Below are 14153 nucleotides of genomic sequence, written 5' to 3' on the forward strand. Positions count from 1 at the left end.
GGCGGCCTTTTTGCGGCCGGCCGCTGCGATGCCGGAGCGTGCTCGGCGTAACCCTTGATTCGGAGTCGCCTCGGAAAGAACTCGGCTATCCCGCGCCGCCCAAACTTCCCCAAAACACCGGGCTTTGCAGGTCATCGAGCGTGGTGGCCCTCGCCGCACGCATGGGGAAGGTCAGCGAGGGCGAGATTGTCCGGCGGCTGATCGGTGGAAACGCGCCCCCGGTGGAGACCCCGCCGACCCCGGAGCCGGGCGTGCCGATCTTCGCCGACTATGAGGGTCACCGGGTCCGGGCCCGGTACTTCGAACCGGCCCGGGTGGAGATCGTCGACGGTCCGCTAGCCGGTCAATCGTTCAAGACACCGACCGGCGCCGCGCGCGCGGTGGTCCGCCGCTACAACCCGAGCGTCAACGACAATCGCAACGGGTGGTCGTTCTGGCAGCTCGAGGGCCAGCCCGGCCGTCGGGTGTGGCTGCAGGCGATCCGGCCGCCGTCCGGCGAGGTCTGACATGGGTGCGGGCGCGGTGCTGCTCGGGCTGGCAGCGGTCCTCTCGGCCATCGGCCCCATCGTCACCGTTCTGGCTCGGGAAAGAACCGAAAGTCACCGGCTGGATCTCGTCAGACACCTTGTGGACCGCCATGGTGCCAGGAGCGTGGCAACCCTGGGCGAACTGATTCCGGCCGACCACCGAAGAATCATGGTCGCAGCGCCCGAAGAGGCGCCGGACGCTTCCCGCGTTAGCGCTAGGCCGTCGGGGTGAGGGTAGGTCGCCGAAGAATCAGTTCGCGTCGCGGCGCGAGCGACCCCGGTCAGCGGCGGTCGCGCAACGTCTGGGACGGCGCGACGCCGAAGCGGGCCCGGTACGCGCCCGCGAAGCGGCCCAGGTGGGTGAAGCCCCACCGGTAGGCGACCTCGGAGACGCTCACCTGCCAGGGGTCGGAGCGGGACAGCTCGTTGTGCACCTCGTCGAGCCGCAGGCGGCGCAGGTAGGCCAGCGGCGAGATGCCCACGTGCTGGCGGAACGACTCCTGCAGCACGCGGACGCCGACGCCGGCGATCGAGGCGAGGTCGGCCGCGGTGAACTGCCGCCAGGGCTCGGCGTGCATGGCGTCCAGCGTGCGCTTGACCGTACGGGGCCGGCGCGGCCCCTGGAGCCCGGCCGGCTCGTCGCCGTACGGGTGCTCGACCGTCAGCGCGAGCCCGGAGACGACCATGTCGCGCCAGCGGGCCGCCATCCGGGGCTGGGAGGCCAGCCCGTCCTCGGCGCAGAGCTCGGCGTGCAGCAGCCGGACCAGCGCCGCCCAGGTGCGCCCCGGGCCCTCGGCCGTGTCGAAGCTCTCGCCCAGCAGCAGCGGCGAGACGATCTGCTGGTCGAGGGCCGCGTCCAGCTCCCGCTCCAGGGCGGCCCGCTCGACCTTGACGCTGAGCAGCCGGCAGTCGCCCGGCCAGTCGAGGTCGATGTCGCCGACCGGCCGGTAGACCGCGGCCCGGGTCGTGTCGGCCAGCACGACGGCGCCCCGGTGCCGCGAGCGCAGCGTGCCACTCAGCGGCGAGAGCACGTGGTAGGAGGTCTCCAGGCCGCCGATCGCCAGATGCACGTCGGTGCCGTAGCTGATCTCGCCGACCGTGATCGGGCCGAGCATCACCACGTCGCCGCGGAAGCAGAACGTGCTCGCGTCGCCGACGGGGTTCACCTCGAGCGGGCCGTAGTAGAGCTTCCGGCAGAACGCCCGGGCCTCGTCCACGTCGCTCGTCCGCAGAGCGACGTGGACCGGGGAGTCCCCCGGGAGCGTGGCCATGGGCTCCACCATAGACCTCGCTCAGGCCGCGGCGGCCTCCTGCGGCCAGGTGAACTCGGCGACGCCACCGCCGGGCACCTCGACCTCGCCGAGCGCGTTGACCGGGTCGCGCCAGACCGTGTACCGGCCCTCGGGCAGGCTGTCGATGACCACCGCGTACGACGCGCCACCCCGGACGTAGCGGGCGCGTACCGCCGCATGGGTCCGCAGCGCCGGGTCGCCGACCGGGCTGACCTCGATCTCGTGCCCGTGCAGCCGGCCCGGGGCGTGGATGACCAGGGCCCCGATGCCGGCGCCGATGTTGAGCATGACCGTCCCCTGGCCGGACGGCATCAGCGAGTGATGGTGGGTCACGGGTTGTCGAACCCGTCGAACGGCGTGCCCAGGAACGGGAACTTCTTCAGCAGCCCGGAGCTGACGTTCTTGATGGACAGGCCCTGCTCGACCAGCCCGGCCGCGGCGTCCGGCTTGAACGTCTCGTCGACCAGCGCGAACGTGACGCCGGCGATGGCCCGGATCGAGATCGACACCACGTCGTCCTCGATCCGGCGGCCGTTCGGGAAGCCGGCCAGGTCGCCGGCGAGCAGGCCGAACGCCTTCGGGTCCTTGGCCGGCGGGACCGCGGTGTTCAGGCGCAGCATGTCGGCCTTGGTGTCACCGGTCGCGTTCTGGAAGTTGTCGATCAGGCCGTCCGGGATGCCGGTCAGCAGGATCGCCACGAGGTCGGCCCGCGGCGTACCGGCCTTGTTGAGCTTGTCGAGGTTGTCGAACAGGCCCGGGTAGAGCACCGGAAGCAGGGACGCCAGCTCAGGCTTCTCGACGAACTGGGCGAAGCGCTTGTCCTCGGCCGGGGAGAGCGCGTTCCACTTGTCCTTCTCCGCCATCGGGACGATGACCTCGTTGAACAGCGGGTTGCCGAGCCGGGAGACCTGAACCTGCGGCCCGACCTCGACGTCCGCGTTCTTCTTGTCGCCCTGGCGCACCTGCACCTGGCGACGGCTCGCCGACGTCCAGACCCCGATCACCGCGCCCGGGTCGCGGCCGCGCACCTTCTTCTTGCCGTCGCGGCGCACCGCCGACAGCGGCACCTGGATCGCGATCGAGTGCACGTTGAGCTTGTCGGTGGCGTTGACCGCCTTGCCGGCGTAGTTGAACAGCGTCTTGCCGACCAGGTGCTTGTCCTGGAAGGGGCGCAGCGTGCCGAGGTCGAAGATCGAGCCGAGGTCGACGAAGAACGCGTCGGCGCGCTGGCCGGCGAACACCTTCTCGCCGGTCTTGAGCTTCTTGACCGCGTCCGCGGCGAGCTTCTCGTAGTCCGGGATCGACAACTTGCCGACGTTGCAGGGCGGGCAGGGCACCTTCTGCGCCAGGACGGTGCTCTTGCCGTGCGCGTCGACCTTGGTGACCGAGTAGAACTGCCGCCGGTTCCAGTTCTCGTCGTCGAGCGACTTGATCTGGCCGGTGTTGTACAGGAACGTCTTGTCGTTGCGCAGCTCGGTGCGGAACCGGAACTGGTACGTGAGGTCGGGGCGGGCGTCGCCGTTCGAGTCGATGTGGATCTCGTACAGCACGTCGTCGCCGAACTCGAAGAAGTTCGGCCCGCTCGCCGGGAGCTGGAGCGGCACGTAGTTCGCGATGATCGTCACGGTCTCCGGATCGTCCGGGCTGACGAACGCGTACAGGTCGGAGGAGTCCGCCACCGGGTCTTTGCTGATCTCGGGTGCTTCGCGATGCGAGGACATCAGCGCTTCACCGCCTTCAGCAGCCGGGCGGCCAGCTTCTTGTCGGTGATTGTCGACTTCGATCCGCCCGAGAAGATGTCGAACGTGCCCTTCGAGGCGTCGCGTAGCGAGATCACCAGCGGCTGTCCGTCGTCCTTGGCCGGGGTCTCGCCGGCGAGGCTGAGACCGGCGACACCGGCGACCGACGCGCCGACACCGGCAGTAGCGGCGATGGCGAGAACCCGGCGGCGTGACAGGCGGTTGATCCCCCTGCTGCCGTATCGAACACGACTCATGCTCGGCCTTTCGTCATTTCTTTCGGAAGGACTGAAACGGGCTTACTGGCGTCGACGCCCATCAGTACGAAGGCCGAACCCTTGCGGTTCAACGGTTTTCGCGACGGCTCCGGAGAAAACCGGCGATCAGCGCGTACGCCAGGAAGCCGCCACCGACGACGAGGGCGCCCAGAACCAGGCCATGACCCAGTGTGACCTGGCTTTGGTCACCGACCGGAGTGATCGCCTGACCGGTCGCGGGCGCTTCCGCGGCCGGCGCCGCCTCCTCGGTCGTTGCCGCCGGTTTCGGGCCGGCGCTCGTGGGTTTCGCGGCCGCCGGCTTCGTCCTCGCCGCGGCCGGCGTCCCGGTCGCGGCCGGCTTCTTCGTCCCGACCGGAGCGGCCGCCGTCTTCTTCGCCGCGAAGACCAGATCCGAGCAGGAGTAGTACGTGTCGGCCGTGCTCGACGTCTGCCAGACGATGTAGAGGATGTGCCGCCCGGTCCGGTCCGCCGGCAGCTTCACGCTCATCCGGTAGGCGCCGTCCCGCAGCGGCGGGTCCTTGATCTCGGCCAGCTTCCCGCCGAGGTCGCCCCAGGACAGCTTCTTCCCCGGGTCGAAGCCCTGCTTGGTCAGATAGAACCGGAAGCTGCCCTCGTGCGGGAGGGTCGCGCGGTACGCCACCGCCAGCGCCTTGCCGCCGGTCACCTCCGTCGACGGGAAGTCGTCGCGGGCCAGGTCGAGTCCCTTGAAGTCGCCGACGCCGCCCGAGCACAGCTTCCCGTCCGGCACGAACTTCTTGTCGTCGCCGTTGACGTTGGCCACCCGCAGGTTGTCGAACGTGCCGAACGGCCCGCCGTTGGCCGCCCGGGCCGCCTTGCACGCCGCCGTCCCGGTCGCGGTACCGCCGCCGGCCGCGCACGCCGCGGTGCGGCTGATCGGCGTGGTCGGCGCCCCGTGCGCGAAGGCGGGCGCGGCGGACAGGAACGGCAGCAGCCCCGCGGCGGCGGCCACGGCGGCCAGTCGGCGGATCATGTCGGTCTCCCTTCGCGCAGCCGGTGGCAGGCTCCGCGTGCAGAGATACGCAGATCCGTGGTCAGTCGTTCACCTTTGCGGCCGGTGTGATTGCATGGCGGGGTTCCGACCAACCGGAGGAGAGACATGGACAAGCCCGAGATCGGCCCGATCCAGGGCGACCCGCCCGCCGACCTGGTGATCGAGGACATCACCGTCGGTGACGGGCCGGAGGCCCAGGCCGGCCAGTACGCGACCGTGCACTACGTGGGCGTGTCGCACTCGACCGGGGCTCAGTTCGACGCCTCCTGGGACCGGGGCGAGCCGTTCGCGTTCTCGCTCGGCGGCGGCCAGGTCATCGCCGGCTGGGACCAGGGCGTGCAGGGCATGCGGGTGGGCGGCCGGCGCAAGCTGACCATCCCGCCGCACCTGGGCTACGGCGCCCGCGGCGCCGGCGGCGTCATCAAGCCGAACGAGACGCTGATCTTCGTCGTGGACCTGCTCGGCGTGCAGTGACTCCGGTTGGGGCCGGGCGTGCGTCCCGGTGAGCAGAGCGATTTCGCTCTGCTCACCGATACGCGGGCCCGGCTCCACCGCCTCAGCGGAACAGCGTCAGGTCGATCGACTCGGCCATCGCCCGCTGGCCCGCGATGTTCGGGTGCAGATGGTCGGCCTGATAGGCGGGTAGCACCTGGCTCGGCAGCTGCGGGTCCCGGATCGCGGCGTCGAAGTCCGCCACCCCGTCGAAGGCTCGCGTCGTGCGCACCCAGGCGTTGACCTCCTGCCGCACGGCCTCCTGCCCGGCCGTGAAGCACCCGGCCTCGCAGCCGTACGGTGTGATCGTCGCGCCGATCACGTGGATTCCCTCGTGGTGCGCCCGCGCGGCGATCGTCCGCAGGCCCGCGATCAGGGCGGGCGCCGTGGCGTGGTAGCCGATGTCGTTGATGCCGTCGGCGAGGATCAGGTAGCGCACGCCGGTCTGCTCCCGGACATCGGCCCGCTCCCGCTCGAGGGCGGCGACGCTGGTGCCCGCGCCGCAGCAGTCGGTCCGGTCGGTGAGCACCTGGTTGCCGCCGATGCCCTGGTTGAGTACCCCGTACCGGCCGCCGAGCCGGGACGCCAGCACATCGGTCCAGCGGTCGTTGCCGTTCCAGGTCGTGTAGGCCCCGTCGGTGATCGAGTCCCCGAGCGCGACGATGCTCCCGCGGGTCACCGGTGCCGGCCTCACGTCGACGCCGGCCAGCCAGAACCACGAGCTGACGTAGCCGGTGAAGGCCGCGGCCCCCGCGCCCGCCCGGTTCCCGCCGGCGACGAACTGGGTCCCCTGCGCCGCGTCGTGCCCGGTGATCGCCGTCGCGCTGCCGCCGCCGCTGACGTAGAGGTCGACGGCGAGGTCCTGCCCGCGGGCGACGCCGAGGCCGACCGGATCGCTGAGGACCGTCGCTCCCTTCGCGACCGTCACCGCCGTACGCCCGCCGAAACGCACCCGGCGTGAGGTGCCCGCGATGAGCTCCGCGCTCCCCGGGGCCGCCGCCCGCGCGACCGAGACCGCGCCGAACGTCACCGCCGTGTCGCCGAAGCCGTTGGAGAGCCGCAGGCGCAGCGACGAGCCGCCGACCGTGGGATGCACGAGGAGCCGCAGCGTCCTGCCGTCGAAGGCGAAGTCGGGGCTGCTCTCCCGCTGCGGGCTGGTGGACCAGGCGCCGGTCCACCGCGTACCGGCCGTCGCGGCGCCCGGCAATGCCAGGCCGGCCAGGGCCGTGACCGCGGCCAGGGCCGCACGTAGATAAACAGTGATCGATGTCTTGGGCATGCGTCGATGGTCGTCGAACCGCTTCGATCGCACAAGGCCGGCCGGGGGGCGACCCGGCGACCGGGAGCGATCAACAGATCACGGGATGCGAACCGGCCTCGATTTCGGCAGACTGCCGGGAATGGAAGTCGACCTCGGCGCCGCGCGGCCCGGTCTCCTGCTCGGCGGGCGCTACCGTCTGATCGAGCCGGCCGGCAAGGGCGGGATGGCGATCGTCTGGCGGGCGTGGGACATCGTGCTGGCGCGGACGGTCGCGGTGAAGATGCTCGCGCCGCACGCGCGGGACGCGGAGTCGCTCACGCTGATCCGGCACGAGGCCCGCGCGGCAGCGTCGCTGTCGCATCCGAACGTCGCGCAGGTCCACGACTACGGCGAGTGCATCGTCGACGGCGAGCCGGTGCCGTACGTGGTGTTCGAGTTCGTGAACGGCCCGACGCTGCTGCGGCGGCTGCGCACGGGCGAGGTGACGTCCCGGTTCGGGCTGCGGGTGTGCGCCGAGGTCGCGGCGGCGCTGGCGGCCGCGCACGCCGCCGGCCTCGTCCACCGCGACATCAAGCCGGCCAACGTGATGCTCGCCCCGACCGGCGCCAAGGTCGTCGACTTCGGCATCGCCGCCGCGGCCACCGCGCACGAGGCGACGGCGCCCGACGGCTCGGTGCTCGGCACGCCCACCTACATCGCTCCCGAGCGGCTCCTCGGCCAGCTGGTGACGCCGGCCTCCGATGTGTACGCGCTCGGCGTGCTCCTCTACCGGCTGCTCGCCGGACAGACCCCGTGGGAGGGCGAGTCGCCGGACCGCGTGCTGGCCAACCACCTGCGGGCCGAACCGCCGCCGCTGGTGCCGCGCGACCCGGTTCCCGGCCACGTGGTCGACCTGTGCCTGCGCTGCCTGCGCAAGGACCCGGCCGACCGGCCCAGCGCCCGCGAGATCACCCGGCTGCTCGCGCACGCGGCCGGCCTCGAGATCGTGGAGGACGCCCCACAGCCGTCCGCGACCGGCGGCCCGGCGCCGGCCGAGCCGTCGATGGTGATCCGCCCGCCCCGCCGGCCGCACCGGACGGCCCTCGTGCTGGCCGCCGCGCTGCTCGTGCTGGGCGGGCTGGCGACGGCCGGCTGGCTGGCGACGCGCGGCGGAGCCGGCGGCCCCACGATCGCCGGCGGCCCGACCGCGCCGGGTGCGCCCCCGACCGGCGAGGGCCGCACCGACCCGGGCGCGCGCGGGACCACCGCGGGCATCCGCCCGGCCGCGACCACCGGCACGCTCCCGCCGGGCCAGACCGCGCTGCCGGGCGGCGCCGTCGTGCCCACCGCGCCCGGAACGCCCGGCGCGACCGGGCCGGCCGGCCCGGCCGGCGGCGGCGCCGTTCCGCCGACACCGGGCGTGACCCCCACGCCGGTGCCGACCGCGACCACGCCGCCGGTCACCGCGACCACCGAGGCCCCGCCGCCGGCGACCGAGCGCACGCTGACCTCACCGGGCGGCACCGTCGTCGCGACCTGCCCGGCCGCCTCGACGGCGCGCATCCTGTCCTGGACGCCGGCGCGCTCCTACCACGTGGAGAGCACCGACGCGGGGCCGGGCGCCGCGCCGTCGGTGACGTTCGCCCACGGCAAGGACACCGTCACCATGACCGTCACCTGCACGGCCGGCGAGCCGAGCGCCGACATCACCTGAGGCGCGCGGGTGCCGCTCCACAGAGGTCGCCGCGGACTTTGCAAGCCGCCACAAACGTACGAGTAGACATTTGTTGATGTACGCCAGGTCATGCGTTGTCACTCTTCCGTATCTCTGCGTGATCGACGCGCGGGCGTAGCCTGCGTGAACGTTGCGTTACGAGGAGTGATCAATGTCAGAAGAGACCTGGTTGGCGGCCCGCCTCATACCCACCTCGGGAATCAATGGCGCGGATGAGCAGGAGCGAAGGGCGACCTCGGCCCTGCTCGCCGTGATGAGTGCGGTGCGGGAGTTCGGCCGGGCGCTGACGCAACCGTGGGGCGCGCCCGCGGGACAGGTGCAGACCTTCATCGAGGTGCCGTTCCGGCTGGGCGACGGGAAGTTCTTCCCGGACGGCCTGATCCGGGTCAGCCGGGGCCAGCGCCAATGGACGGCGCTGGTCGAGGTCAAGACGGGCAGCACCCGACAACCGTCGACAAGCGCAAGCTCAAGAAGGTGGCGCTGCACCACATTCCGTGGTCGGAGGTGCTCACCGTCGCCGTGATGCAGAAGGAGTACCGCGGCGTCGCCGATCCGGATCAGGCCTGGGTCTTGGGCGAGTTGATCCGGTACCTCGAGCATCCTCGGTCCGGCGCGCTGGAGTTCAGCGACATGGGTCCCAACTGGGTTTCCGTGCGCGAGGCAATCGGTGCGGGAACGCTCCGGGCAACCGACGCCGCCGCGGTCGACGTGGCCGGGAGATTCGACGCGTTGGTGCGTTACGCCGGCCTGAGACTCGGTCGCCGACTCGGTACGGAGATCGTTCCGGCGCTCGCGCGGCGGGAGCTCGCCGAACCGGCGGTTCGCACCCAGGCGCTCGTCTCACAGCTCGCTGCCGCGGGCGCCATGACCGCGGCATTGCGCATTCCGGGAGCGGTCGGAACGCTGTCGATCACTGCCGACCTGCGCGCTGCGAAGGTCACCTGTCACGTCGACGTGGACGCGCCGCGTGACGGCCGGCCCACCACGCGAATCAACTGGCTGGTGAGGCAGCTCAAGGGCGCACCCGAGACCGTACGTCTGGAATCGTTCGCCGCGTATTCCCGGGGGCCGGGCAATGCCGAGCTCCTACGGGTGGTTCGGGAGAATCCCGGCGTTCTGGTCGGGGACGCGAGCAAGGAGATCCGATCGTTCCGGGTGGCCGCGAACTCCTCGGCCGGAACCAAGAGGGGAACCGGCCGAGGATCGTTCATCGACTCGGTGCTGGACGCGATCGACGCCTTCTACGAGGGGGTCATCCAGAACCTGAAGCCGTGGATGCCGGCGCCGCCCAAGCTGCGGTCGCCCGAGGAAGTGGTCGAGACCGAGCCGGTCGCCAAGGCGCTGGTGTCGACCGCGATCTCGTCCCAGGACGGTCCGCAGGGGGAAGCCGAAGCCACCCCCGACCGGGAGTCGTAGACGGCGGCGCTCATCGGCGCGGCGGGCCGTCCCGGCGGGTGAGCAGCTGAGGGCGGCAGGCCGGCCGGGCCGGGACCGGCTGCGGGCGGTCCGGCCCCTCGCCCTCGCCGCCCGGCTCCGGCTCGAAGCGGATGAACTCGCCCGGCTCGAACGGGTCGTCTCCGATCGGCGTCACCTCACCGCACGCCCTTCAGCGCGGCGCAGCCCTTCTCCTCCGGGAGCAGCGGGCGGAACGTGATGGCGTACGTGGCGCCGCCGCTGGTCCACGGGGTGGTGGCCTTCGCGTCCTTGGCGGCGGCCAGCACCGTGGGCAGGTCGGCGCCGGTCACCTCGGCGCAGCCGATGCCGATGTTCTGGTTCAGCATGTCGCCGGGGAGGGCGGGGCCGGGCCACGCCTTCGCCGGGCTGGCCGGGTCGCCGGCCTGCGGGGCGGTGAACGTGCGGGCCAGGGCGGCCAGCACCGTGGGCCGGTAGGGCACGGGGTTGGCGACGCCGGAGGCGGACGGCAGGGACTGCAGCTTCTTCACGAACGCCGACAGCTTCGTGCGGGCCTCGCGCTGGGCGGCGGTCAGCTTCGGGTCGTTCGCGGGGGCCTCGCTGAGCGCCATGACGCTCACCGACTGGTCGCCGGCGGTCACCCGGGTCTGCGGGGCATCGGCGATGTTGGGACTGCCGAAGTCGGTTCCGTTGCGGACACCGGCCTGCTGCCCCTGGCGTACGAGCTCACGCACCTCCTCGGGCGTGATCATCTGCACCTGGATGTTGGGCAGTGCGGGTCCCGGATAGATCGCGGTGGTCGGGCCCAGCGAGATCAGCCGGCCGTCGCCGTAGATGCTGATCGCGGGGATCCGCCCGACGTTCTGCTCGGCGGGCACGAAGCCCCCGAAGGACTCGACGCGCAGCACGAGATCGTCGGCCGCCGGAGAGACTTCGGCGCTCTCCGGAACACGCGAGTCCGCCGCGCCCGCCGCCTGGTTGCCGGCGGTCTGGGCGCAAGCGCTGATCAGGAACAGGGGAACGGCGGCGGCGAGGATGGTGCCGCGGAGACGAGTCATGACCATTTCGACGACCGGGGACGCCCGAAGGTTCCGGTCTGTCCGCACATTTAGGTAAAGCTGTTACTTGACCGAGCCCAGTGACAGGCCCTGGACCAGCTTGTCCTGGGCCGCGAACCCGGCCACCAGCACCGGCAGCGACACCACGAACGCCGCCGCGCACAGTTGGGCCAGGAACAGGCCCTGGCTGGTCACGAAGCTGGTCAGGAAGACCGGCGCGGTCTCGGCGACGGTGGCGGTCAGCACCCGGGCGAACAGCAGCTCGTTCCAGCTGAAGATGAAGCAGATCAGCGCGGTGGCGGCGATGCCGGGCATGACGACCGGCGCGATCACCGACCGCAGCGTCTTGGACAGCCCGGCGCCGTCCATCGACGCGGCCTCGAGCATCTCGACCGGCACCTCGGAGAGGAACGAGCGCATCATCCACACCGCGATCGGCAGGTTCATCGAGGTGTAGAAGATGATCAGCAGCCAGATGTTGTCGAGCAGGCCCGCCTTCTGGGCGAACAGATACAGCGGCAGGAGGCCGGCGACGATCGGCAGCATCTTGGTGGACAGGAAGAAGAACAGCACATCGGTCCACTTCTTCACCGGGCGGATGCTGAGCGCGTACGCCGCGGGGAAGCACAGCACGAGCACGAGCGCCGTGGAGATCACGCTGGCGGTCAGCGAGTTCAGCAGCGGCGGCCACGGCGAGGCCCCGCCCGAGAAGAACTCGCGGTAGCCGTCGAGGGTGAGCGGCGCGAACACCGACGGCGGGTTGGTGGCCGCGTCCGCCTCGGAGTGGAAGGAGGTCAGCACCATCCACAGCACGGGCAGCACGAAGAGGATCCCGATGACCCAGGCCAGCAGCGAGAGCCAGGCGTTGGCGCCCTCGCGGCGCTTCTTGACCGGGCGGCCCCGCTCGTCGCGGGTGGCGGGAACCGGTGCGGTGTCGGTGATGCTCATCGGTTCGCCTCCTGCTTGAAGAGCGACGAGACGGTACGCAGCGCGAACGTCGCGATGATGATGGTGCCGAGGACCACCACGACGGCGGCCGCCGACGCACGTCCGTAGTCGTGGGCCTGGTAGAAGATCTGATAGATGGTGTACGGGAGGTTGGCCGTGCCCAGCCCGCCGGAGGTGATCGTGAAGACGGCGTCGAAGTTCTGCACGATGTAGATCGAACCGAGCAGCGCGCCGAGCTCCAGGTACTGCCGCAGGTGCGGGAGCGTCATGCTGGTGAAGATCTGCCAGCCGCTGGCCCCGTCGATCCGGGCCGCCTCGACCACGTCCAGCGGCCGTCCCTGCAGGCCGGCCAGCAGGATCAGCATCATGAACGGCGTCCACTGCCAGACCAGCGCGAAGATGACCGCCCACAGCGGCATGTTGCTGATCCAGTCCGGCTGCGGCGGGTGGTCCGAGCCGAACAGGTTCCACACCCACGTGATCGCGCCGTTGAACAGGCCGTACTCGGGGTTGTAGAGCGCGTGCTTCCAGATCAGCGCGGCGGCGACCGGCACCACCAGGAACGGCGCGATCATCATGGTCCGGACCGCACTCCGGCCCCGGAACTTGCGGTCGAGCAGCAGCGCGATGCCGAGCCCGAGCAGCAGACTGATGATGACGACACCGGCGGTGAGCCAGATCGTGGTCAGCACCGCGTCGCGCATGTTGACGTCGGTGAAGACCCGCTTGAAGTTGTCGAAGCCGGCGAAGCCGACCTCGTCCGGGTAGTACGCGTTCCAGTTCATGAACGAGATGACCAGGGTGGCCACGAACGGCAGCTGGGTCACGATGATCATGAAGATCAGGGCCGGCATCAGCGGCGCCCGGCGGGCCCAGGCGATGCCCCGGGCCGACCGCGAGGGCTGCGGCCTCGGCTCGGCCTGCGTGCTGGTCTGTTCGGCGACGGAAGTCATCACCCCTCCTGCCGGGACTGGTAGCGCTCGGCGACGTCCTCGGCCAGCCGCTGGCCACGTTTCAGCGCCTCGTCGACGCTCATCTGGCCGGCGATGGCCGAGCTCACGTACTGCGACACCTGGGTGCCGAGGTCGGTGAACTCGGGGATGTCGATGAACTGGATGCCGATCGCGGGCCGCGGCTGGACGCCGGGGTTGCGCGGGTCGGCGCTGGAGATGGCGGCCTCGGTCGGCTCGGCGAACGCGGAGGCGACCTTCAGGTACTCCGCGTTCTTGTAGGTCGAGGCGCGCTTGCCGGCCGGGACGCTGGACCAGCCGACCTGCTGGCCGACCAGTTCCTCGTACTGCCGGCTGGACGCCCACGAGATGAACTTCCAGGCGTTGTCCTTCTTCGAGCTGGCCTGCTGGATGCTCCACGACCACGCGTACAGCCAGCCGGAGCTCTTGGTCTTCTCCACGGGGGCCGCCGCGTAGCCGATCTTGCCCTTGACCGGGGACTTGTCGGCCTCCAGCGAGCCGGCGGCGCTGGTCGCGTCGTACCACATCGCGGTGTTGCCCTGCACCATGTTGTTGAGGCACTCGGTGAAGCCGGCCTGCGGCGCGCCGTTCTCGCCGTGCCGCTGGACGAGGTCGACGTAGAACTTGGTGGCGGCGGTGAACTCGGGCGCGTCGACCTTGGGCGTCCAGTCCTTCTCGAACCAGGTGCCGCCGAAGGTGTTCACCACGGTGGTCAGCGGCGCGAAGATCTGGCCCCAGCCGGGCTGGCCGCGCAGGCAGATGCCGCGCATGCCGGGCTGCTTGCCGTCGGCCTTGGCCGCGATGTCGGCCACCTGCTGCCAGGTCGGGTTGTCCGGCATGGTCAGTCCGGCCTGCTGCAGGACGTCCTTGCGGTACATCAGGAACGACGACTCGCCGTAGAACGGCTCGCCGTAGAGCTTGCCGTCGTCCGCGGTCAGCGACTGGGTCATCGACGGCAGGATGTCGGCCTGGTCGAACTGGGTGTCGGCCTTGGTGTAGCCGTCGAGCGGCGCGATCCACTTCGACTTGGCGTAGATCGGGATCTCGAAGTTGCTGAGCGACGCGACGTCGTACTGGCCGGCCTGGCTCGAGAACTCCTGGCTGATCTTGTCGCGGACGTCGTTCTCGGGCAGCACGGTGAAGTTCACGTGGATGCCGGTGCTCTTGGTGAAGTTCGCCTCGGTCAGCCGCTGCAGATCGATCATCTGCGGGTTGTTGACCATGAGGACGTTGATCGTGTCCGGCCCGCCGCCCGGCCCGCCGCCCCAGCCCGCGCATCCGGCCAGAGCGGCGGCGAGCGCGGCGGTCACCGAGACGGCCAGGGCGGACCTGATGTGCGCGCGGGACATGGGGCCTCCTCGTCGAGGCAGCGTGTGACTCGAGGCAGCGTGTGACGCCGGTAACACAACGAAGCTCAGTACATGCCTGAGATCGACACGATGTCAACC

At 70.8% G+C, this 14153-nt stretch carries 16 protein-coding genes; 5 read left to right on the forward strand and 11 right to left on the reverse strand.

Going from position 1 to position 14153, the window contains the following annotated elements; translation table 11 throughout:
* Positions 1 to 140: 140 nt before the first annotated feature.
* A complete protein-coding gene (locus ACQP2F_RS27355; RefSeq protein ID WP_433292188.1) occupies positions 141 to 506 on the forward strand; it encodes a hypothetical protein in 366 nt (121 codons plus the stop codon).
* A 302-nt stretch (positions 507 to 808) separates the two neighbouring features.
* On the opposite strand, the gene ACQP2F_RS27360 is transcribed toward ACQP2F_RS27355, so the two are convergent.
* The 5 genes from ACQP2F_RS27360 to ACQP2F_RS27380 all read right to left on the reverse strand — a co-directional run bounded on the left by ACQP2F_RS27360 (position 809) and on the right by ACQP2F_RS27380 (position 4827).
* Positions 809 to 1798: an AraC family transcriptional regulator gene (locus ACQP2F_RS27360; RefSeq protein WP_433292190.1), complete on the reverse strand. Its 990-nt coding sequence runs from the start codon at positions 1796 to 1798 to the stop codon at positions 809 to 811.
* Between the two features lie 21 nt (positions 1799 to 1819).
* Positions 1820 to 2152 carry a phospholipase gene (locus tag ACQP2F_RS27365; protein WP_433292192.1) on the reverse strand — a complete coding sequence of 111 codons (333 nt, stop codon included), beginning with the start codon at positions 2150 to 2152 and terminating at the stop codon, positions 1820 to 1822.
* Complete coding sequence (locus tag ACQP2F_RS27370) at positions 2149 to 3540, reverse strand: DUF4331 domain-containing protein (protein ID WP_433292194.1); 1392 nt, start codon at positions 3538 to 3540, stop codon at positions 2149 to 2151. Before ACQP2F_RS27370 ends, ACQP2F_RS27365 begins: the two co-directional genes overlap by 4 nt.
* Positions 3540 to 3815, reverse strand: a complete 276-nt coding sequence (locus tag ACQP2F_RS27375) for a hypothetical protein (protein WP_433292196.1) — start codon at positions 3813 to 3815, stop codon at positions 3540 to 3542. Before ACQP2F_RS27375 ends, ACQP2F_RS27370 begins: the two co-directional genes overlap by 1 nt.
* A gap of 88 nt (positions 3816 to 3903) precedes the next feature.
* Positions 3904 to 4827 (reverse strand): lytic polysaccharide monooxygenase, encoded by a 924-nt coding sequence (locus ACQP2F_RS27380; protein WP_433292198.1) that lies wholly within the window; start codon positions 4825 to 4827, stop codon positions 3904 to 3906.
* A 126-nt stretch (positions 4828 to 4953) separates the two neighbouring features.
* On the opposite strand from ACQP2F_RS27380, the gene ACQP2F_RS27385 reads away from it, so the two are divergent.
* Positions 4954 to 5322 (forward strand): FKBP-type peptidyl-prolyl cis-trans isomerase, encoded by a 369-nt coding sequence (locus ACQP2F_RS27385; protein ID WP_433292200.1) that lies wholly within the window; start codon positions 4954 to 4956, stop codon positions 5320 to 5322.
* Positions 5323 to 5404: 82 nt separating this feature from the next.
* Here the strand turns inward: ACQP2F_RS27385 and ACQP2F_RS27390 are convergent, their stop codons facing one another.
* Entirely contained in the window at positions 5405 to 6619 is a 1215-nt protein-coding gene (locus ACQP2F_RS27390) for a GDSL-type esterase/lipase family protein (protein WP_433292202.1), read from the reverse strand.
* A gap of 121 nt (positions 6620 to 6740) precedes the next feature.
* Between ACQP2F_RS27390 and ACQP2F_RS27395 the strand changes: the two genes are divergently transcribed.
* The 3 genes from ACQP2F_RS27395 (at position 6741) to ACQP2F_RS27405 (ending at position 9731) form a co-directional block, all read left to right on the forward strand.
* Entirely contained in the window at positions 6741 to 8294 is a 1554-nt protein-coding gene (locus ACQP2F_RS27395) for a protein kinase domain-containing protein (RefSeq protein ID WP_433292203.1), read from the forward strand.
* 172 nt (positions 8295 to 8466) lie between these two features.
* Positions 8467 to 8838, forward strand: a complete 372-nt coding sequence (locus ACQP2F_RS27400; protein ID WP_433292205.1) for a hypothetical protein — start codon at positions 8467 to 8469, stop codon at positions 8836 to 8838.
* On the forward strand, positions 8790 to 9731 hold the full coding sequence (locus ACQP2F_RS27405) for a hypothetical protein (protein WP_433292207.1): 942 nt from the start codon (positions 8790 to 8792) through the stop codon (positions 9729 to 9731). Before ACQP2F_RS27400 ends, ACQP2F_RS27405 begins: the two co-directional genes overlap by 49 nt.
* Positions 9732 to 9741: 10 nt before the next feature.
* On the opposite strand, the gene ACQP2F_RS27410 is transcribed toward ACQP2F_RS27405, so the two are convergent.
* The 5 genes from ACQP2F_RS27410 to ACQP2F_RS27430 form a co-directional block, all read right to left on the reverse strand.
* Positions 9742 to 9906, reverse strand: a complete 165-nt coding sequence (locus ACQP2F_RS27410) for a hypothetical protein (RefSeq protein ID WP_433292209.1) — start codon at positions 9904 to 9906, stop codon at positions 9742 to 9744.
* A gap of 1 nt (position 9907) precedes the next feature.
* Positions 9908 to 10786 (reverse strand): hypothetical protein, encoded by an 879-nt coding sequence (locus tag ACQP2F_RS27415; protein ID WP_433292211.1) that lies wholly within the window; start codon positions 10784 to 10786, stop codon positions 9908 to 9910.
* A 63-nt stretch (positions 10787 to 10849) separates the two neighbouring features.
* Positions 10850 to 11734 (reverse strand): carbohydrate ABC transporter permease, encoded by an 885-nt coding sequence (locus ACQP2F_RS27420; RefSeq protein ID WP_433292213.1) that lies wholly within the window; start codon positions 11732 to 11734, stop codon positions 10850 to 10852.
* Positions 11731 to 12687, reverse strand: a complete 957-nt coding sequence (locus ACQP2F_RS27425; protein WP_433292215.1) for a carbohydrate ABC transporter permease — start codon at positions 12685 to 12687, stop codon at positions 11731 to 11733. Before ACQP2F_RS27425 ends, ACQP2F_RS27420 begins: the two co-directional genes overlap by 4 nt.
* Complete coding sequence (locus ACQP2F_RS27430; RefSeq protein WP_433292217.1) at positions 12687 to 14054, reverse strand: ABC transporter substrate-binding protein; 1368 nt, start codon at positions 14052 to 14054, stop codon at positions 12687 to 12689. The genes ACQP2F_RS27425 and ACQP2F_RS27430 overlap by 1 nt, the downstream gene beginning before the upstream one ends.
* Positions 14055 to 14153 lie beyond the last annotated feature (99 nt).

It is taken from the genome of Actinoplanes sp. CA-030573, from assembly GCF_050951115.1.
Taxonomy (GTDB): Bacteria; Actinomycetota; Actinomycetes; order Mycobacteriales; family Micromonosporaceae; genus Actinoplanes.

What these genes read in the sequence shown, in the direction of transcription:
- ACQP2F_RS27360 (WP_433292190.1), bottom strand. Translation starts at nt 1,798, where the DNA reads ATGGCCACGCTCCCGGGGGACTCCCCGGTCCACGTCGCTCTGCGGACG.
- ACQP2F_RS27370 (WP_433292194.1), bottom strand. Translation starts at nt 3,540, where the DNA reads ATGTCCTCGCATCGCGAAGCACCCGAGATCAGCAAAGACCCGGTGGCG.
- ACQP2F_RS27375 (WP_433292196.1), bottom strand. Translation starts at nt 3,815, where the DNA reads ATGAGTCGTGTTCGATACGGCAGCAGGGGGATCAACCGCCTGTCACGC.
- ACQP2F_RS27380 (WP_433292198.1), bottom strand. Translation starts at nt 4,827, where the DNA reads ATGATCCGCCGACTGGCCGCCGTGGCCGCCGCCGCGGGGCTGCTGCCG.
- ACQP2F_RS27385 (WP_433292200.1), top strand. Translation starts at nt 4,954, where the DNA reads ATGGACAAGCCCGAGATCGGCCCGATCCAGGGCGACCCGCCCGCCGAC.
- ACQP2F_RS27390 (WP_433292202.1), bottom strand. Translation starts at nt 6,619, where the DNA reads ATGCCCAAGACATCGATCACTGTTTATCTACGTGCGGCCCTGGCCGCG.
- ACQP2F_RS27395 (WP_433292203.1), top strand. Translation starts at nt 6,741, where the DNA reads ATGGAAGTCGACCTCGGCGCCGCGCGGCCCGGTCTCCTGCTCGGCGGG.
- ACQP2F_RS27400 (WP_433292205.1), top strand. Translation starts at nt 8,467, where the DNA reads ATGTCAGAAGAGACCTGGTTGGCGGCCCGCCTCATACCCACCTCGGGA.
- ACQP2F_RS27415 (WP_433292211.1), bottom strand. Translation starts at nt 10,786, where the DNA reads ATGACTCGTCTCCGCGGCACCATCCTCGCCGCCGCCGTTCCCCTGTTC.
- ACQP2F_RS27420 (WP_433292213.1), bottom strand. Translation starts at nt 11,734, where the DNA reads ATGAGCATCACCGACACCGCACCGGTTCCCGCCACCCGCGACGAGCGG.
- ACQP2F_RS27425 (WP_433292215.1), bottom strand. Translation starts at nt 12,687, where the DNA reads ATGACTTCCGTCGCCGAACAGACCAGCACGCAGGCCGAGCCGAGGCCG.
- ACQP2F_RS27430 (WP_433292217.1), bottom strand. Translation starts at nt 14,054, where the DNA reads ATGTCCCGCGCGCACATCAGGTCCGCCCTGGCCGTCTCGGTGACCGCC.